Genomic DNA, 17,975 nt, shown 5'->3' with positions numbered 1-17,975 from the left:
CCTCACTTGCTGAAGGCCATCATCGTCTTGACTTCCTTCTCCGCCTTGTCGTTCAAGGCCGACACACGCCCTGCGGTGATCACGAAGGTGCCGTTGCCGTAGGCGTAGCCCGGGTCGTAGTAGGTGCTCTCGATCTGGGCGGTGGCCGCCGGGTGCTGGAGCAGGACCTTCGGCGCGCCGCCGGTCGGTGCGACGGTGGCGACGGCGCCGCCCTTGTCGTAGGACGGGTCGACGTAGACCAGGACGTCCGGGCCCTCCATCCGGAGGGGGATCATGCTCTGCTCGCCGGGCGCCTTGGAGCGCCACTTGGCCTTGCCGGTGTTCAGGTCGAACGCGACGACCTCGTTCGGGGTGCCGTAGCTCGTCTCGGTGGCCATGTAGAAGGTGTTCGCGTCGGCGGCGACGCCCACGCAACCCTGGAGGTTCTTGCCGAAGACGACGAAGGATCCGCCGCACTTGGGGGCGAACTTGTCGCTGCCGCCCTGGATCTGGGAGCGCAGCCGGCCGTCGGCGGTGAGGGCGAAGACCATCCACTTCTTCTCGTCGCGCTGCGTGGCGGAGACGACGAGCGGGTTCACCGAGTAGACCCGGTCGACCTCCCAGTTGGCCGGGAGCTTGTAGTTCCACCTGGCCTTGCCGGTGTTCGGGTCCACCTCCCCGATCTGCTGCTGCTTCTTGTTCACGTCACCGGAGGGGCAGGAGGAGGCCGCGATCAGCTTCTCCCCGCCCGCGTAGGCGTACGGCTTGCAGCCGCTGCTCGGCGAGGCGAAGAGCTGCCTGCCGTCGGCCATGGAGAAGCCGTACGCGCTGCTGGTGCCGGCGGCGGTCACCGTGCTGCCGCTGATGGCGAGGGTGTTGTCGTCGAAGGCGAACAGGCCGCTCGCCTTGGGCACCGCCTTCTTCCAGCCAGCCTTGCCGGTCTTCAGGTCGACCTGCTGAAGCTGCGTGCACTTGGCGCGGTCGCCCGCCTTGTCGTGGTGGGCGAAGACCATGGTGCCGTCGGCGGCGGGCGCCGGCGGGGCGGCGCACAGCTCGAAGGGCACGTCCAGGTGCCACTTCGCCGAGCCGTCGCTGAGGCTGTAGCCGTCGATGCTCTTGTACATGGCCTTGACGACGACGTCGCCGACGATCCACGGGCCGAGGACGTCGGAGCCGTTCTTCGGCAGGTCGACGTTGTTCTTCAGCATCCAGTTGATCTTGGCTTCGCCGGGCTGGCGGCCGGCGTTGAGGTCCTCGGGACCCTTGTCGCCGTCGCCGCTGCCGTCGCCCTGGTCGACGGACTCGCTCGGCTTCGGGCCGGTCGGGGAGGCGGTCGGCTGGGCGACCGGCTTGTCCTCCTCGTCGCCGCTCAGCGCGAACCAGGTGCCGCCGCCGATGAGCAGGAGCGCGGCCGCGGCCGCGGCGATGATGACGCCGGGCTTGCCCTTGAAGGGGTTCGAACCGCCGCCGGTCGGTGCCGGATACGGGGCCTGGCCGGGGTACTGCGGCTGGCCGGGGTAGCCGTAACCGGGCTGCGGCGGCTGCCCGTAGGGGCCGGGCTGCGCCTGCGTCGGGTAGCCGTAACCGGGCTGGGGAGCCTGCGTCGGGTAGCCGTAACCGGGCTGCGGGGCCTGCTGCGGGTAGCCGTAACCGGGCTGCGGCGGCTGGCCGTACGGGCCGGGCGCGGTCGGCGGCTGCTGCGGGGCCTGTGCCGGAGGCGGCGTCTGCGGAGCCGCGGCGGGCGGGCCCTGCGGGGGTTCGGGGGCCTTGTCGAACGGACCGGGCGCGGGCGGCGTCTGCGGTGCCGCGGCGGGCGGGGCCGGCGGCATCGGCGGTACGGCCGGGGTCCCCTGGCTCGGGCCCTCGGGGCCTTCCGGAGCGCCGAAGCCAGGCGGCTGGTTGCTGGGCGGCTGGGTCATCAGCGCTTCCCCCTTGAAGTGAGCGGGTTTTCTTTCTACCACTCACGGGATGGCGCAAAAGTGACCGGTCCACCCCTTGTACCCAAGGGAGGACCGGCCCGTGATGCCGTCGTTACGCGTCTTCGGCGAGTTCAAGCCAACGCATCTCCAACTCGTCACGCTCCCCGGCCAGTTCGCGCAGCTCCGCGTCCAGTTTCGCCACCTTCTCGAAGTCTGTGGCGTTTTCGGCGATCTGGGCGTGCAGCTTGCTCTCCCGCTCGGAGAGTTTGTCGAGTTGACGCTCCACCTTCTGCAGTTCCTTCTTCGCGGCGCGGGCGTCGGCGGCGGACACTCCCTGCTTCTGCTGCGCGGCCGGGGCGGCCGGAGCAGGGGTGGCCTCCTCGATCATCCGGCGGCGGCGCTCCAGGTACTCGTCGATGCCGCGCGGCAGCATCCGCAGGGTCCGGTCGCCGAGCAGCGCGAGCGTCTTGTCCGTGGTGCGCTCGATGAAGAAGCGGTCGTGGGAGATGACGACCATGGAGCCCGGCCAGCCGTCGAGGAGGTCCTCCAGCTGGGTCAGGGTCTCGATGTCGAGGTCGTTGGTGGGCTCGTCGAGGAAGAGCACGTTCGGCTCGTCCATCAGCAGGCGCAGCAGCTGCAGCCGGCGTCGCTCGCCACCGGAGAGGTCGCCGACCGGCGTCCACTGCTTCTCCTTGGTGAAGCCGAACTGCTCGCACAGCTGGCCGGCGGTCATCTCGCGGCCCTTGCCGAGGTCGACCCGGTCGCGGATCTGCTGCACGGCCTCCAGGACGCGCAGCGAGGCGGGCAGTTCGGTGACGTCCTGGGAGAGGTAGGCGAGGCGTACGGTCTTGCCGACGACGATGCTGCCGGCGGCGGGCTGGGTCTCGCCCTGGGTGTCGGCGGCCTCGGCGAGGGCGCGCAGCAGCGAGGTCTTGCCCGCGCCGTTGACGCCGACGAGGCCGATCCGGTCGCCGGGGCCGAGCTGCCAGGTGAGGTGCTGGAGCAGCGTCTTCGGTCCGGCGGTGACGGTCACGTCCTCCAGGTCGAAGACGGTCTTGCCGAGCCGGGCGTTGGCGAACTTCATCAGCTCGGAGGTGTCGCGCGGCGGCGGCACGTCGGCGATCAGCTCGTTGGCGGCCTCGATGCGGTAGCGCGGCTTCGAGGTCCGGGCGGGGGCACCGCGCCGCAGCCAGGCCAGCTCCTTGCGCATCAGGTTCTGGCGCTTGGCCTCCTCGGTGGCGGCGATGCGCTCCCGCTCGGCACGGGCGAAGACGTAGTCGGAGTAGCCGCCCTCGTACTCGTGGACGTCGCCGCGCTGCACGTCCCACATGCGGGTGCAGACCTGGTCGAGGAACCAGCGGTCGTGGGTGACGCAGACGAGCGCCGAGCGGCGCTGCTGGAGGTGGCTCGCGAGCCAGGCGATGCCCTCGACGTCGAGGTGGTTGGTGGGCTCGTCGAGGACGATCAGGTCCTGGTCCTCGATGAGCAGCTTGGCCAGCGCGATCCGGCGCCGCTCGCCTCCGGAGAGCGGCCCGATGACGGTGTCGAGCCCCTTCTCGAAGCCGGGCAGGTCGAGCCCGCCGAAGAGGCCGGTGAGCACGTCGCGGATCTTGGCGCTGCCGGCCCACTCGTGGTCGGCCATGACGCCGATGACCTCGTGGCGGACGGTCGCGGCCGGGTCGAGCGAGTCGTGCTGGGTGAGCACGCCGAGCCGCAGCCCGCCGCTGTGCGTGACGCGGCCGGTGTCGGCCTCCTCCAGCTTGGCGAGCATCCGGATGAGGGTGGTCTTGCCGTCGCCGTTGCGGCCCACGACGCCGATCCGGTCCCCTTCGGAGACGCCGAGTGAGACCCCGTCGAGCAGGGCACGGGTGCCGTACACCTTGCTGACGGCCTCGACATTGACCAGGTTGACGGCCACTTTGACTCCTGTACCGGGGGATCGATCGACGTCCAAGGGTAGACGCCGCGGGGGGTGCGATAGCCTGCTGCGATCTTTCGAGGCGGGGGGCCGGGGATGTCCGATTCCGTGTGGGCGCGTGGGCGCAGGCACCGGTGGCTGCCCCCGGCGACCGCCGTGGTGCTGCTCGCGGCGCTGGTGGCGGGCTTCCTCGTGGTCCGGGCGGAGCGGCGCGCGGACCACAACGCGGCGGTGCTGGCCAGGGCCTGCGGGGGCGTACTGCCCCGGGACGTCGTACGGGACCTGCTGTCCGGGGACGTGCGGTGGGAGCTCCGGCCAGGAGCCGGGCCGCGTGCGCTGGCCGGGTGCACCGTCGGCGGGACCGGCGAGGACGACGCCCGGCTGGAGTTCGCGGCGGTGCCGCTGGCGGACCCGCCCCTGAGGGGCGTCCGGGCGGAGGATCTGGCGCGCGACACCCCGTACGCGTCGGCGCCGGAGTGGGCGCGTGCGCACGAGCGGGCCGACGCGCAGGTGACGGTGGCCTGCCCCGCGGGGCTGCCCGGCCACCCGCGGCCGGTGACGGGCTTCCGGGTGTACGCCTCGCTGGTCGGGGGCCCGGAGGCGGCCGAACTCGCGCCGGCCGTCGCGGCGCTCGCGAACGACGTCCGGAAGCGGAACCGCTGTGGGGGCGCGCCGGTGCGCCCGTCCGACGCGCGGGCGCCGGCACCCGAGCGGGGTGACGACGGTGAGCGCGGGGAGATCCCGGCGCCGTGCCGGTGGTTCGGCGGGAAGACGGAGTCGGCGGCGGGCGGCGAGCACGCCTGGGCCCGCGGCTGCGCGATCGGCCTGCCGGCGACGGACGTGCACGCGGTCAGCTCGGCGAGCTGGTGGGGTGACGTGCTGCCGGAGGCACGCACGGAGTACGGGGCGGAACTCGCCGGACTCGGCGGCGGGGCGCCCGCGTCGGCGACCCGGCGTTCCTACGAGGTGGCGGCCTGGGCCCGGTCGCGGTGCGCGCAGGGCACGACGCTGCACCGGGTGAGCGTGAGCGGCCTGGACAAGACGGCGCTCGCGGCCCGCGTCGACGCGCTGCTCGACCGCTATCTGGCCGCCGCCCGCGGCTGCCGTGACATCGAGGTTCTCGGGAAGGTGTGGGCATGAGCGAGGCGGACGACCGGCTCCTCCCGCGGCGGCGGGTGCGGCGGGCGGCGGCCTGGACGGCGGCCGTGGCCGTCGCCGCCGGCGCGGTGTTCTGGGTGTCGGGCGGCTGGGACGCCTGGCGGCACGACGCCGCCCTCGACTCGGCCTGCGACGGCGACCTGGCGGCCGGTGAGCTGCGGGCCCTGCTGGACGGTGCCGAGGTGACGACCTCCGGCGGGCCCGGGGAGCGTGCCTGGTGGTGCCGGGTGCGCGGGGCGGACGACGAGGACGGCCGGGTCCGCCTCGACCTGTCGGTGCGGCGTGCGAGCGCGCCGGCGGCCGGCGTGGACGCGGACCGCGAGGACGCCCCGCTCGGCCACGGCTGGACCGGTTCCTTCGGCTTCTCCCCCGACGGCGACGCGGACGACCGCGGCGAGGCGAGGGTGACGGTGATGCTGGACTGCGGCGCCGGACCGGGGGACGGGCTCGTCGCCTCGGTGAGCACCCGCATCGACCGGGCCGACTTCTCCCGGGCGGCGGAACGGGACCGGCTGGCCGCGGTGCTCACCGGGACGGCGGTCTCCTACGCGCACCGGACCGGCTGCGAGGCCTCGCCGGGGCGCCCGGTGAAGGACGTCGGCATGTCGGTGACGTCGTGGGACCACCGGCCGTTCGCCGAGGTGTCCGGGAGCTGCGCGGGCGTCCTGGACGCGGCGACCGCCGCGCGCTGGGGCGTCCGCACGGCGGTCGAGACCGTGCCGGGCCCGAAGCCGGTCGAGGGCTGCGCGCTCGGCGGGACGGCCGGTGCGCCCCTGTACGGCTTCACGGCGTTCTACGGGCCGTTCCTCGGCCTCAAGGGCATGGAGCAGCGGGACGACGCCCGGCTGGCGGGCGAGCACCGGGACGGGCGGTACATGCTGGCCGCCTCGTGTCCGGGTGCCGGGGGCAAGGCCGTGTACGAGGTGACCTCCCGCACCGGCGAGGGGCACGCCTCCGTCCTCGCGCTGGACCACCCGGGCCTGCGGGCCGCCCTGCGGCGCTTCGCGGAGAAGTCCGCGAAAGCCCATGGCTGCGGGGTCCCGAAGGCGTCCTCCGCGGTGTCCGGCAGGTAGGGGGTCCGCCCCGCGGTCAGGTGGCGGGGCGGTGCCGGGCGGTCCGGCCGGCCCGTTCGACCAGGAGCCAGCCCGCGAGCGTCATGGCGATGGCGGCGGGGGCGGTGACCCGGACCGCGATCAGGGTGGCCGCGTGGCCCTCCAGAAGGCCCGCGAAGCCGGTCATGGACAGGCCCAGGACACCGAACAGCGCCAGCGTGATGCCGAGGACGGCGAGCGGGCCGCCGGTGCCGGTGGCGGGGGCGGCCGGGACGGGCTGCTCGAAGCGGCGGAAGGCGGCGACGAGGACCGCGGTGAGGACGACCGCCGCGGCGACACGGACGGGGACCTGGGACCACCAGGCGGGCGTCGCCGGGTCGGGCGGCGTCAGGCCGAGGGCGAGTATGGCGCCGTAGACGCCGAGCATGGCCGTCAGGTGCCAGAGGAAGGCCGTCATGGCGATGCCGTTGGCGGCGACGACCCTGCGCCAGACGCCGGCGCGCCCCGCGAACCTCGCCCCCGGGCCCTTGAGCAGTTCGACCGCTCCCACCAGCCACAGGCCGTGGCAGAGCAGGGCGAGCGTGGGCGGGGCCATGTTCGAGACCTTCTCGCCGGGCATCCCGACCATGGAGAGCGGGTACGGGCCGAGGGCGACGAGCGCGGCGGCGCCCAGGAGGCCGGTGCCGGCGAGGAGGCCGGGGCGGCCGATCCGCCCGTCGGCGCGTAGGAAGCCGAGCTGGTGGACGGCGAGCCAGACGAAGGCGAAGTTCAGGAACTCGACGAACGGCACGTCGAGGGCGAAGCGCAGCACGTCGACGACCGCCGCCCCGCCGGCCAGGCCCGCGAAGGCGCCCCAGCCGTGGCGCTCGTGCAGGCGCAGCAACGGAGGGGTGAAGGCCACCATCGCGAGGTAGACGCCGATGAACCAGAGCGGCTGGGCGACCAGCCGCAGCGCGACGCCGGTCAGGCCGCCGTCCCCGCCGAGGAGCGGGACGAGCAGCGCCGCGGCGCCCCAGACGCCGATGAAGACCATCGCCGGCCGCAGCAGCCGCTGGAGCCGGGCCCGCAGGAAGGCGGCGTAGTCCGGCCGGGAGCGGTAGGCCAGGGCGTGGGAGAAGCCCCCGACGAAGAAGAACACCGGCATCACCTGGAGTCCCCAGGTGAGCGGCTGGAGTTCCGGTACGACGGCGAGCAGGTTGCCGACCGTCCCGTCCCCGGACACGGCGGCCATCAGCCAGTGGCCGAGGACCACGACGCCCAGCGAGGCGACCCGCAGGAGGTCGACGTACCGGTCGCGGGTCGCGGGCGTGGCGGCGGCGAGCTCACGAGCGCTGATTCCCATGCGCCCAAGGTCCCGCGGAGGGCGGGCCGTTCGTCAGGGCGCGGATACTCAACCGCGGCGTGAGTACCCCGCCGGCCCGGCGGGGCACCCCCTACCGGACGCCGGCCCCCGGCGCGGGCGAGGTGGCCGTCCGTGCCGTGCGGCAGGTGCCGGAGGCGACGAGGGCCGCGGCGACCGACTCGGCGGACTCGGCGTCCTTCACCAGGAAGGCGGTCGTCGGGCCGGAACCGGAGACGAGGGCGGCGAGCGCCCCGGCCGTCAGGCCGGCGTCGAGGGTGGCGGCCAGCGAGGGCCGCAGCGAGAGGGCCGCCGGCTGCAGGCCGTTGGCCAGGGCGCCGGCGAGCGCGCCGGCGTCGCCGGTGCGCAGCGCCTCCAGGAGCGCGGGAGAGGCCGCCGGTTCGGGCACGTCGACGCCCTCGTTGAGGCGGTCGAACTCGCCGTAGACGGCGGGGGTCGACAGGCCGCCGTCGGCGACGGCGAACACCCAGTGGAAGGTGCCGCCGACCGGTACCTCGGTCAGCCTCTCGCCGCGTCCGGTGCCGAGGGCGGCGCCGCCGACGAGGCTGAACGGCACGTCGCTGCCGAGTTCGGCGCAGATCTCCAGGAGTTCGGCGCGGGAGGAGTCGAGGCCCCACAGGGCGTCGCAGGCGAGCAGGGCGCCGGCGCCGTCGGCGCTGCCGCCGGCCATGCCGCCGGCGACCGGGATGTCCTTGACGATGTGGAGGTGGACGTCCGGGGAGATGCCGTGGCGGGCGGCGAGGAGCTCGGCGGCCCGCGCGGCCAGGTTCGTCCGGTCCAGCGGGACCTTGTCGGCGTCCGGGCCTTCGCAGGTGACCGTCAGGGCGGCGGCCGGAGTGGCCGTGACCTCGTCGTGGAGGGAGACGGCGAGGAACACGTTGGCCAGGTCGTGGAAGCCGTCGGGACGCGCCGCACCGACGGCGAGCTGGACGTTGACCTTGGCGGGCACGCGCACGGTGACGCCGGCCGCCGTCGCGCCCGTGCCGGGGGTGCCGGCCGGTTCCGTACCGCTCACTTCTTCGCCTCCGCGATCCGCGCGAACTCCTCGACCGTCAGGGACTCGCCGCGGGCCTGGGGCGAGACGCCCGCCGCCACCAGGGCGTCCTCGGCCGCGGCGGGCGAGCCCGCCCAGCCGGCGAGCGCGGCGCGCAGGGTCTTGCGGCGCTGGGCGAAGGCGGCGTCGACGACCGCGAAGACCTCGGCCTTGGAGGCGGTGGTCGCGACCGGTTCGGTCCGGCGGACCAGGGACACCAGACCGGAGTCGACGTTCGGCGCCGGCCAGAAGACGTTGCGGCCGATCGAGCCGGCCCGCTTCACGTCGGCGTACCAGTTGGCCTTGACCGAGGGGACGCCGTAGACCTTGTTGCCGGGCTGCGCCGCGAGCCGGTCGGCGACCTCCGCCTGGACCATGACCAGCGTGCGCTCGATCGTCGGGAAGCGGTCGAGCATGTGCAGCAGGACGGGCACGGCCACGTTGTACGGCAGGTTCGCGACGAGCGCCGTCGGCGGCGGCCCGGGCAGCTCCTGGACGTGCATCGCGTCGGTGTGCACGAGCGCGAAGCGGTCCTGCTTCGCGGGGAGGCGGGCCGCGATCGTCGCGGGCAGCGCGCCGGCCAGGACGTCGTCGATCTCGACGGCCGTCACGCGGTCCGCGGCCTCCAGCAGGGCCAGGGTGAGGGACCCGAGTCCCGGTCCCACCTCCACGACCACGTCGTCGGGTCGCACCTCGGCCGTGCGGACGATCCGCCGGACCGTGTTGGCGTCGATGACGAAGTTCTGGCCGCGCTGCTTGGTCGGGCGGACGCCAAGCGCCGCTGCCAGTTCACGGATGTCGGCGGGGCCGAGGAGGGCGTCGGGATCGGTGGTGCTCACCGGTACAGCCTACGGCCGCAGTGGGGCCAGGGACTCGCCCCCCGCTGCACGTAGAGCTTCTTGGCCCGGTACGTCTGTTCCGAGGCGGGCGCGTTCTGGGCGACTCCGGTGCCGCCGAGCGACCGCCAGGTGCCGGGGTCGAACTGGTACAGCCCGCCGTAGGTGCCGGACGGGTCGACCGCGCCCGGCCGGCCGCCGGACTCGCAGGCGGCCAGCGCGCCCCAGTCGAGTCCGTCGGCGCCGGCCACCGACGAGGGCAGCGGACGGGTGCCGACCTTCACCCTCCGGGCGACGGGTTCGCGGACGATCTCCTCGCCGATCCGCTTCGGCCGCTGCCGGACGCCGTTGACGGTCCGCAGCGCGTAGACGACCCGGCGCACACCGGCCCGGCCCTGCTCCTCGACGAGCTCGGTGCCCGCGAACAGGTCGGGGTCGCGGGTGCGCTCGACGGCGTACGGGATCGACTCCTCGCGCACCTCGCGGGTGCCGGAGATCCGCATGACGGTGATCGTCTGGCCGTCGCGCGGGAAGGATCCGGGCGGTACCGAGGTGGTGTCCTGGCCGGTGAGGGTGATGCCGGCCTCCTCGACGGCCTCGCGGACGGTGGCGGCGTTGGTGCGCAGGGTGCGTTCGCGGCCGTCGGCGAGGAGTGTGACGGTCCGTTCGGTGCGGACGTCGAGGGCGAGGCCGTGGCGGGAGATGGCGGCGGAGCGCGAGACGGAGAGGTAGGCGCCCTCGGCGCGGACGCCGAGCTGGCGCAGGGCGCCGTCGACGGTCCGCGCCGTGGTCCACGCCTCGCGGCGGCGGCCGTCCAGGGTGAGGCGGACGGGGCGGCCGTAGCGGACGACGACCTCGTCGCCGCCGGCCAGCGCCTCGCCGGGGGCGGGGGCGACGATGTCGTGGTCGCCGACGGTCAGCCCTTCGTCGGCGAGGAGCTCGTCGACGTCGTCGGCGAAGGTGTGCAGGGTGCGCGGGACGCCGTCGACGGTGAGCCGGACGGCCTTGTCGTTGGCGACGAAGGCGCTCGTACCGCCGGCGAGGAAGGCGACGACGAGGGCCTGCGGCACGAGGCGCCGCAGGCCCTCGACGGCGGGCGGGGACGACTTGCGGCGCCGTGCGGCCCGCCGGGCCTCGGCGCGGGTGCCCTGACCGGGGACGACGAGGGGTGCCACCTGGGTCTGCTGCTCGTGGAAGGGCAGCGTCGCCGCCCGCTGTCCGCCCCGCGCGGCGCGATGACTGCCCTGGGAAGTGCTCACGAGGCCGGGACCCTAGCCCGGACGGCGGTCACTCTCCAAAGCGACTCGACTACCCGACGTAACCGTTATGGATCAGTAATCGAAGGCCCGTGCGGTGTTGTCGGCGATCGCCTCGCACAGGACGTCCTCGCCGATCCCGCGCACGGCCGCCATCGCGCGGACGGTGACGGGGATCAGGTACGGCGCGTTGGGCCGGCCCCGGTAGGGCGCCGGCGTCAGGAACGGGGCGTCGGTCTCGACCAGGACGCGCTCCAGCGGGGCGACGGCGAGGGCGTCGCGCAGCGGCTGGGCGTTCTTGAAGGTCACGTTGCCCGCGAAGGACAGGTAGTAGCCCTTGGCCGCGCAGATCCGGGCCATGTCGGCATCGCCGGAGTAGCAGTGGAAGACGGTCCGCTCGGGCGCGCCCTCCTCGTCGAGGACCCGCAGCACGTCGGCGTGGGCCTCGCGGTCGTGGATGACGAGGGCCTTGCCGTGCCGCTTGGCGATCTCGATGTGGGCGCGGAAGGAGCGCTCCTGGGCGGCCATGCCCTCGGGTCCGGTGCGGAAGTAGTCGAGGCCGGTCTCGCCGACGGCGCGGACGTGCGGCAGGGACGCCAGCCGGTCGATCTCGGCGAGCGCCTCGTCGAGGGCCGCGTCGCCGCCGGCCTCGCGCGCGCCCTGGCGGGACCAGCCGTCGGGGTCGCCGAGGACGATCCGCGGGGCCTCGTTGGGGTGGAGGGCGACGGCCGCGTGCACGTTGCCGTATGCGGCGGCGGTCTCGGCGGCCCACTGGGACCCCTTGAGGTCACAGCCGACCTGGACGACGGTCGTGACGCCGACGGCGGCGGCCTTGGTCAGGGCCTCCTCGACGGTGCCGGACTGCATGTCCAGGTGGGTGTGGGAGTCCGCCACCGGCACCAGCAGGGGCTCGGGCAGCGGCGGCGGGGCGTCCTTGGAACTCATGGACCCGATCGTACGAGGGTCGCCGGGTCCACTCGCGACGGCCCGGGTGCGCGGGACCCCGGGGCCGGTCGTCCGGTCGCGGCTGCCTACTTGTTGCGGTGCTGGAAGGGGTGGAGCAGGTCCGAGAGGTGCCAGTGGTGGTCGGGCTTCTCGGGGGGCGTGCCCTCCTCGGGCGCGGTCTCGATGAGTTCCTGTCCGATGGGTCCTGCCGGGCCGACCGGCCTCGCCTCCCGGGCTCCGCGGCGGTGCTTCTCGGCCGCGGCGATGAGGTCGAGGACCGAGGAAACCTGTCCGGCCCGCATGATGCGCACGACGTGCCCGCCGCAATTCATGCAGGTCGGGCTGGACAGCGGTGACGGTACGCGTTCGCCGCCCGCCTTGTAGACGATGAAAGCCTGACCGGCCGCATCGAGGTGGTGCTCGATGTCGTACTCCTGCTCCCAGCCGTATCCGCAGCGCATGCACGCGAAGGCGTACGCCTCGTGCGCGACGGGTGTGCCGGTGCCGGTGATCTCACTCATGCCAGCTCCTCTCCACTGATCCAGTGGACGCCTTTTCGGGCCGGAGCGCATCAGCGCCGGTGGAACAATGGAATGCTCTTTGGCCTTCCCTTGCCCTGAGGCCCTCGGCAGGCCCGCCGCACGGGTTTTGCTTTGCTTTTCACGATAGTCCTTTACCGTTCCCGGGGCTCTGCGCAGCCGCATTCTTTGCCGCGACGACGGCATCGAACACCTCGCGTTTGGGAAGCCCCGCGTCGGCGGCGACGGCGGCGATCGCCTCCTTGCGTCGCTCCCCCGCCTCCTCGCGCACCCGCACCCTGCGCACCAGCTCCTCGGCGTCGAGTTCGGCCGGCCCGGTCTCCGGGGCGCCCTCGACGACGACGGTGATCTCGCCGCGCACGCCGTCGGCGGCCCAGGTCGCGAGCTCGCCGAGGCCGCCGCGCTTCACTTCCTCGTACGTCTTGGTCAGCTCGCGGCAGACGGCCGCCCGCCGGTCCGCGCCGAATACCTCGGCCATCGCGGCGAGGGTGTCGTCGAGGCGGTGCGGGGCCTCGAAGTAGACGAGGGTCCGGCGCTCGTCGGCGACCTCGCGGAGCCGGCCGAGGCGCTCGCCGGCCTTGCGGGGCAGGAAGCCCTCGAAGCAGAAGCGGTCCACGGGCAGCCCGGACAGCGCGAGCGCGGTGAGCACCGCGGAGGGGCCGGGCACGGCGGTGACCTTGATGTCCTGCTCGACGGCCGCGGCGACGAGCCGGTAGCCGGGGTCGGAGACGGAGGGCATGCCGGCGTCGGTGACCAGCAGCACCCGGGCGCCGCCGACGAGCGCCTCGACGAGCTCGGGCGTCCGGGCCGACTCGTTGCCCTCGAAGTAGGAGACGACGCGCCCGGACGTGTGCACGCCGAGGGCGCGGGTCAGGCCGCGCAGCCGGCGGGTGTCCTCCGCGGCGACGATGTCCGCCGCCTGGAGTTCGGCCGCGAGCCGCGGCGGGGCGTCCGCGATGTCCCCGATGGGGGTACCTGCGAGTACGAGCGTTCCGGTCACCGTTCCTGTCACATGGCCCATCCTCGCAGCCCGTAGAGGCGACTCGCACAGGCACGTTCCCTACGATGGCGCGGTGACCAGTACCGCACCTGAGGCCCTGGAGGGTCAGCGCGCCGTGGAAGAGCCCTCGTCGGTCTCGACGCCGCCGGCATGGCAGCACCGTCTGCGGCGCTTCGGCTACGCGCCCCCGGCCGGGGGAGCGGCACGGGCGGGGCTGCGGGAACGCCTCGTGCCGTCGTACACGCGGCCCTCGGAGCGGCTGTGGTCGCTGCTGGGGGTGTCGCCGCTGCTCGCGGAGCGGCTGTGGCGGCTGTCGGCCTGGGGCGGTCCGCTGCTGGTGGCGCTGTTCGCGGGGGTGCTGCGGTTCTGGAACCTGGGCAAGCCGCACGCGGTGATATTCGACGAGACCTACTACGCCAAGGACTCCTGGGCGCTGGTCAACCAGGGGTACGAGGGCGCCTGGCCGAAGGACATCGACAAGACGATCCTGAGCGATCCGTCGAGCGTCGTCGTGCCGACCGATCCGGGCTACGTGGTGCACCCGCCGATGGGCAAGTGGGTCATCGGCCTGGGCGAGAAATTCTTCGACTTCACGCCGTTCGGCTGGCGTTTCATGGTGGCGCTGCTCGGCACGCTGTCGGTGCTGATGCTGTGCCGGATCGGCCGGCGGCTGTTCCGCTCGACCTTCCTGGGCTGCCTGGCGGGCACGCTGCTCGCCGTGGACGGCCTGCACTTCGTGATGAGCCGCACCGCGCTGCTCGACCAGGTGCTGATGTTCTTCGTGCTCGGTTCCTTCGGCTGCCTGCTGATCGACCGGGACTGGGCGCGGCGGCGGCTGGCGGCGGCCCTGCCGGAGGACGAGGAGGGGGTGCTGCGGCCGGACGCGGAGGTCGCGGAGACGCTGCGCCTGGGCTGGCGGCCGTGGCGGCTGGCGGCCGGGGTGATGCTGGGGCTGGCGTTCGCGACGAAGTGGAACGGGCTGTACATCATGGCCGCGTTCGGCCTGTTGGCCGTCCTGTGGGACGTGGGCGCGCGGCGCACGGCGGGCGCGGTGCGCCCCCACGCCGCGGTGGCCCGCCGGGACCTGCTGCCCGCGTTCGTCTCGGTGGTGCCGGTCGCGGTGCTCACCTACCTCGCCACGTGGACGGGCTGGATCAGCACCGACAAGGGGTACTTCCGCAACTGGGCGGCCGAGCAGGACAAGGCGTACGGCTCGGGCTTCTGGTCGTGGCTGCCGGACTGGCTGCGCAGCCTGTGGCACTACGAGACCGAGGTGTACCAGTTCCACGTCCACCTGACCTCGCACCACACGTACCAGTCGAACCCGTGGAGCTGGATCGTCCTGGGCCGCCCCGTCTCGTACTTCTACGAGAGCCCGGCACCGGGCGAGGCCGGCTGTCCCACGACCGCGACGGAGAAGTGCGCGCAGGAGGTCCTGGCCCTGGGCACGCCCCTGTTGTGGTGGGCGGCGTGCTTCGCGATCCTCTACGTCCTGTGGCGCTGGTTCTTCCGCCGGGACTGGCGGGCGGGCGCCATCGCCTGCGGGATCGCGGCGGGGTGGGTGCCGTGGTTCCTCTATCAGGAACGCACCATCTTCCTCTTCTACGCGGTGGTGTTCGTTCCGTTCCTGTGTCTCGCGGTGACGATGATGATCGGGGCGATGATCGGCCCGGCGGGTTCCTCGGAAAGGCGCCGGACCTTCGGGGCGGTGGGGGCCGGTGTTCTGGTTCTGCTCATCGTCTGGAATTTCATCTATTTCTGGCCGCTGTACACCGGCACGGCGATTCCGATGGACCAGTGGAGAAACAGGATGTGGCTGGACACCTGGATCTAGCGGGGCCATTCCCGGCGCAATCGGATCTCGCTCGACACGCGGGCGGAAGCACTGGTTGACTGCGGCTACCACCTGGGGAGGGGATTCACCGTCATGCGCAGTGGAGCCAAGGTCGCGTTGGTAGGAAGTGTGTTCGTCGTCGTGGCGGGCGGGGTCGGATACGGCGGGTACAACCTCTGGACCGGAATAAGCGGGAGCGGGAATTCCGCTACCGGTGCGCAATCCGGGACCGGTGCCAAGAAGTCCGGTCCCCTGCACACCGACGAGGTCGTCGGCACCGCCAAGGACTTCCTGGCCGCCTGGGCGGCCGGGGAGTCGGACCGGGCCGCGCAGCTGACGAACAACCCCGTCGACGCCGGGCCGGCCGTGCTCAACTACCGCGAGGGCGCGAAGGTCTCCGGGGCCGTCATCACCCCGGGCGCGCCGAACGGCACCACCGTGCCGTTCACGGTGAAGGCCACCGTGACCTTCGAGGGGCGGTCGAAGCCCTGGACGTACTCCTCGCAGCTGACCGTCGTGCGCGGGCTCACCACCGGGCGCCCCCTGGTCGACTGGAAGCCGTCCGTCCTCCATCCGCGGCTGACCAAGGGCACGACGCTGCGCACGGGCACGGCGAAGGCCGCCGCCGTCAAGGCCGTCGACCGCGAGGGCGGCGAGCTGACGAAGGAGAAGTACCCCTCCCTCGGCCCGGTCCTCGACCAGCTCCGCGAGCGGTACGGCAGGAAGGCCGGCGGCACCGCCGGCATCGAGACCTGGGTCGAGTCCGAGACCGAGGGGGTGGCCGACTCCACCCTGCTGACCCTCGTCAAGGGCGAGCCGGGGCGGCTGGAGACCACCATCGACGCGGACGTGCAGGCGGCGGCCGAGAAGGCGGTCCGGCAGTACGGGCAGGCCGCGGTCGTCGCGGTGAAGCCGAGCACCGGCGAGATCCGGGCCGTCGCCAACAACCCGGCGAGCGGCTACAACACGGCCTTCCTCGGCAAGCAGGCGCCCGGCTCCACACTGAAGATCGTGACCGCGGCCCTGCTCCTGGAGAAGGGGCTGGTGACGGCGGACCGGCCGGCCGAGTGCCCGGAGAACGCCATGTACTACGGCCGCACGTTCCACAACCTGAAGAACTTCAAGCTCGGCAACGTGCCCTTCTCCCAGAGCTTCGCGATGTCCTGCAACACCGCGTTCATCAAGAAGATCGACGACGTCAAGGACGACGCGGCGCTCGGCAAGGAGGCCCGGGACGTCTTCGGGATCGGCCTGAACTGGCAGACCGGCGTGGACACCTATGACGGCAGCATCCCGGCCGAGACCGGCGGCGAGGCCGCCGCCCAGTACATCGGCCAGGGCACCGTGCAGATGAACGTGCTCAACATCGCCTCGATCACCGCCACCGCGAAGACCGGCTCGTTCAGGCAGCCGATCATCGTGCCCAAGGACCTGGACGACCGGACGATCGCCACCGCCCAGCGACGCCTGCCCGACTCGGTGGCCCGTCAGCTGCGGGACATGATGCGGCGCACGGCCACCAGCGGCACCGGCGCACGGGCGATGGCGCCGGTCGGTGGCGCCGACAAGGGCGCGAAGACCGGCTCGGCCGAGGTGGGCGGCCAGGAGACCTCCAACAGCTGGTTCACCGGGTTCTCCGGCGATCTGGCGGCGGCGGCCGTCGTCCAGTCCGGCGGACACGGCGGCGACGCCGCGGGGCCCGTCGTGGCGAAGGTCCTGAACGCCGGCTGAAACCGTTCGCGTGGCCCGTACACATACCGTTAGCGTGCGGGCCATGAGCGCTCACGAACCCACCGCCGCGTCCCTCACGTCCCCGGCCCACCCCCTCTTCGCCGAAGCCCTGCGGGAGTTGGGCCTGGAGGTGGAGGTCCGCCGCTTCCCGGACGAGACCCGCACCGCGGCCCAGGCCGCCGAGGCCATCGGCTGCGAGGTCTCCGAGATCGTCAAGTCGTTGATCTTCGCGGCCGACGGGGTGCCGGTGCTGGTCCTGATGGACGGCTCCTCCCGGGTCGACGTGGAACGCGTCCGCGAGGAGCTCGGCGCGGCGGCCGTGACACGGGCCGACGCCCGCGTCGTCCGCGAGACCACGGGCTACGCGATCGGCGGCGTCCCGCCCTTCGGGCACCGCACCCGGACCCGGGTCCTCGCCGACCGCGGCCTGCTCGACCACGCCGTGGTGTGGGCGGCGGCGGGCAACCCGCACACCGTGTTCGCCCTCGACCCGCGGACGCTGATCGCCCACGCGGGCGGCGCGGTCGTGGACGTCCGCGAGCGGGTGCGGTGACGCCCCTGGTCGCGGCGGCCGTCCTCGCCGCCGCGGTGACGCACGCCAGCTGGAACGCGATCGCCCACAACATCCGGGACCAACTGCTCTCCTTCACGCTGATATCCGGCGGCGGGGCGCTGATCGGCGGCGTGACCGCCTGCTTCGTCGCGTTGCCGGCGGCCGGCGCCTGGCCGTACCTCGCCGGCTCCGCGGTGCTGCACGTGGGCTACATGGCGCTGCTCATGCGGTCGTTCACCCTCGGCGACTTCGGCCAGATGTACCCGATCGCGCGGGGCACGGCCCCGCTGGCCGTGACCGTCCTCGCGGCGGTCTTCGTGGACGAGATCCCGGACGGCTGGCAGCTCACGGGGGTCGCCTTCGCCTGCGCGGGCCTGACCGGCCTGGCCCTCTGGGGCATCCGGGGCACCGGGCGCCGCCCCGACTGGGCCGCCCTGCTGGCCGCCGGTGCCACCGGACTGGCGATCGCCGGCTACACGGTCGTCGACGGCGTCGGAGTGCGCGCGTCCGGTACCCCGCTCGGTTACATCGCCTGGCTGATGGTCATGGAGGGCCTGGCGATCCCCGCGTACGCCCTGTACCGCAGGCGCGGCGCGCTGGCGGCCCAGCTCCGCCCGCACGCCGTCCGCGGCCTGCTGGGGGCGGCGCTGTCGGTGGCCGCGTACGGCCTGGTGCTGTGGGCCCAGACGAAGGCGGCGCTGGCGCCGATCGCGGCCCTGCGGGAGTCGTCGATCATCGTCGGCGCGGCGATCGGCGCGCTGTTCTTCAAGGAGCGCTTCGGCGGGCCGCGGGTGGCCGCCGCCGGGCTGATGGTCGTCGGCATCGGGCTGATGCTGCACGCCTCCTGACGGGGCGGAGCCCG

General features: G+C 73.4%; 15 protein-coding genes. 6 read left to right on the top strand and 9 right to left on the bottom strand.

Annotation, left to right across the window (positions count from 1 at the left end):
- Positions 1-2: 2 nt before the first annotated feature.
- Both ACE1OA_RS20480 and ACE1OA_RS20475 read right to left on the bottom strand, forming a co-directional pair.
- On the bottom strand, positions 3-1,898 hold the full coding sequence (locus ACE1OA_RS20480) for a PQQ-binding-like beta-propeller repeat protein (protein ID WP_432753181.1): 1,896 nt from the start codon (positions 1,896-1,898) through the stop codon (positions 3-5).
- Positions 1,899-2,010: 112 nt separating this feature from the next.
- Positions 2,011-3,816 carry an ABC-F family ATP-binding cassette domain-containing protein gene (locus ACE1OA_RS20475; protein WP_384869245.1) on the bottom strand — a complete coding sequence of 602 codons (1,806 nt, stop codon included), beginning with the start codon at positions 3,814-3,816 and terminating at the stop codon, positions 2,011-2,013.
- 96 nt (positions 3,817-3,912) lie between these two features.
- On the opposite strand from ACE1OA_RS20475, the gene ACE1OA_RS20470 reads away from it, so the two are divergent.
- Both ACE1OA_RS20470 and ACE1OA_RS20465 read left to right on the top strand, forming a co-directional pair.
- Positions 3,913-4,956, top strand: coding sequence for a hypothetical protein (locus ACE1OA_RS20470; RefSeq protein WP_384869241.1), 1,044 nt, complete (start codon positions 3,913-3,915; stop codon positions 4,954-4,956).
- A complete protein-coding gene (locus tag ACE1OA_RS20465) occupies positions 4,953-6,047 on the top strand; it encodes a hypothetical protein (protein WP_356605729.1) in 1,095 nt (364 codons plus the stop codon). Before ACE1OA_RS20470 ends, ACE1OA_RS20465 begins: the two co-directional genes overlap by 4 nt.
- Positions 6,048-6,063: 16 nt before the next feature.
- On the opposite strand, the gene ACE1OA_RS20460 is transcribed toward ACE1OA_RS20465, so the two are convergent.
- The 7 genes from ACE1OA_RS20460 to rsmI form a co-directional block, all read right to left on the bottom strand.
- Positions 6,064-7,368, bottom strand: a complete 1,305-nt coding sequence (locus ACE1OA_RS20460) for an acyltransferase family protein (protein ID WP_432753180.1) — start codon at positions 7,366-7,368, stop codon at positions 6,064-6,066.
- 91 nt (positions 7,369-7,459) lie between these two features.
- Positions 7,460-8,401 carry a 4-(cytidine 5'-diphospho)-2-C-methyl-D-erythritol kinase gene (locus ACE1OA_RS20455; protein ID WP_356605725.1) on the bottom strand — a complete coding sequence of 314 codons (942 nt, stop codon included), beginning with the start codon at positions 8,399-8,401 and terminating at the stop codon, positions 7,460-7,462.
- Positions 8,398-9,258, bottom strand: a complete 861-nt coding sequence (gene rsmA, locus ACE1OA_RS20450; RefSeq protein WP_356605723.1) for a 16S rRNA (adenine(1518)-N(6)/adenine(1519)-N(6))-dimethyltransferase RsmA — start codon at positions 9,256-9,258, stop codon at positions 8,398-8,400. The genes ACE1OA_RS20455 and rsmA overlap by 4 nt, the downstream gene beginning before the upstream one ends.
- Positions 9,255-10,514, bottom strand: a complete 1,260-nt coding sequence (locus tag ACE1OA_RS20445) for a ubiquitin-like domain-containing protein (protein WP_432753179.1) — start codon at positions 10,512-10,514, stop codon at positions 9,255-9,257. The genes rsmA and ACE1OA_RS20445 overlap by 4 nt, the downstream gene beginning before the upstream one ends.
- 72 nt (positions 10,515-10,586) lie before the next feature.
- A complete protein-coding gene (locus ACE1OA_RS20440; protein ID WP_356774713.1) occupies positions 10,587-11,456 on the bottom strand; it encodes a TatD family hydrolase in 870 nt (289 codons plus the stop codon).
- Between the two features lie 86 nt (positions 11,457-11,542).
- Entirely contained in the window at positions 11,543-11,977 is a 435-nt protein-coding gene (locus ACE1OA_RS20435; RefSeq protein WP_356605717.1) for a hypothetical protein, read from the bottom strand.
- A gap of 139 nt (positions 11,978-12,116) precedes the next feature.
- Positions 12,117-13,016, bottom strand: a complete 900-nt coding sequence (gene rsmI, locus ACE1OA_RS20430) for a 16S rRNA (cytidine(1402)-2'-O)-methyltransferase (RefSeq protein ID WP_361309533.1) — start codon at positions 13,014-13,016, stop codon at positions 12,117-12,119.
- A 52-nt stretch (positions 13,017-13,068) separates the two neighbouring features.
- On the opposite strand from rsmI, the gene ACE1OA_RS20425 reads away from it, so the two are divergent.
- The 4 genes from ACE1OA_RS20425 (at position 13,069) to ACE1OA_RS20410 (ending at position 17,961) form a co-directional block, all read left to right on the top strand.
- Positions 13,069-14,829 (top strand): dolichyl-phosphate-mannose--protein mannosyltransferase, encoded by a 1,761-nt coding sequence (locus ACE1OA_RS20425; protein WP_384869232.1) that lies wholly within the window; start codon positions 13,069-13,071, stop codon positions 14,827-14,829.
- Between the two features lie 93 nt (positions 14,830-14,922).
- Positions 14,923-16,560, top strand: coding sequence for a penicillin-binding transpeptidase domain-containing protein (locus ACE1OA_RS20420; RefSeq protein WP_384869230.1), 1,638 nt, complete (start codon positions 14,923-14,925; stop codon positions 16,558-16,560).
- Positions 16,561-16,603: 43 nt separating this feature from the next.
- Positions 16,604-17,113 carry a YbaK/EbsC family protein gene (locus tag ACE1OA_RS20415; RefSeq protein WP_356602968.1) on the top strand — a complete coding sequence of 170 codons (510 nt, stop codon included), beginning with the start codon at positions 16,604-16,606 and terminating at the stop codon, positions 17,111-17,113.
- Positions 17,110-17,961, top strand: coding sequence for a DMT family transporter (locus ACE1OA_RS20410; RefSeq protein WP_356602966.1), 852 nt, complete (start codon positions 17,110-17,112; stop codon positions 17,959-17,961). Before ACE1OA_RS20415 ends, ACE1OA_RS20410 begins: the two co-directional genes overlap by 4 nt.
- Positions 17,962-17,975 lie beyond the last annotated feature (14 nt).

The sequence above is a fragment of the Streptomyces sp. JL2001 genome (assembly GCF_050917515.1).
GTDB lineage: Bacteria > Actinomycetota > Actinomycetes > Streptomycetales > Streptomycetaceae > Streptomyces.
The sequence above is the reverse complement of the archived record's forward strand: the minus strand, read 5'-3'. Positions and strand labels throughout refer to the sequence as shown.

What these genes read in the sequence shown, in the direction of transcription:
- ACE1OA_RS20480 (WP_432753181.1), bottom strand. Translation starts at nt 1,898, where the DNA reads ATGACCCAGCCGCCCAGCAACCAGCCGCCTGGCTTCGGCGCTCCGGAA.
- ACE1OA_RS20470 (WP_384869241.1), top strand. Translation starts at nt 3,913, where the DNA reads ATGTCCGATTCCGTGTGGGCGCGTGGGCGCAGGCACCGGTGGCTGCCC.
- ACE1OA_RS20465 (WP_356605729.1), top strand. Translation starts at nt 4,953, where the DNA reads ATGAGCGAGGCGGACGACCGGCTCCTCCCGCGGCGGCGGGTGCGGCGG.
- ACE1OA_RS20460 (WP_432753180.1), bottom strand. Translation starts at nt 7,368, where the DNA reads ATGGGAATCAGCGCTCGTGAGCTCGCCGCCGCCACGCCCGCGACCCGC.
- ACE1OA_RS20440 (WP_356774713.1), bottom strand. Translation starts at nt 11,456, where the DNA reads ATGAGTTCCAAGGACGCCCCGCCGCCGCTGCCCGAGCCCCTGCTGGTG.
- ACE1OA_RS20435 (WP_356605717.1), bottom strand. Translation starts at nt 11,977, where the DNA reads ATGAGTGAGATCACCGGCACCGGCACACCCGTCGCGCACGAGGCGTAC.
- rsmI (WP_361309533.1), bottom strand. Translation starts at nt 13,016, where the DNA reads ATGGGCCATGTGACAGGAACGGTGACCGGAACGCTCGTACTCGCAGGT.
- ACE1OA_RS20420 (WP_384869230.1), top strand. Translation starts at nt 14,923, where the DNA reads ATGCGCAGTGGAGCCAAGGTCGCGTTGGTAGGAAGTGTGTTCGTCGTC.
- ACE1OA_RS20415 (WP_356602968.1), top strand. Translation starts at nt 16,604, where the DNA reads ATGAGCGCTCACGAACCCACCGCCGCGTCCCTCACGTCCCCGGCCCAC.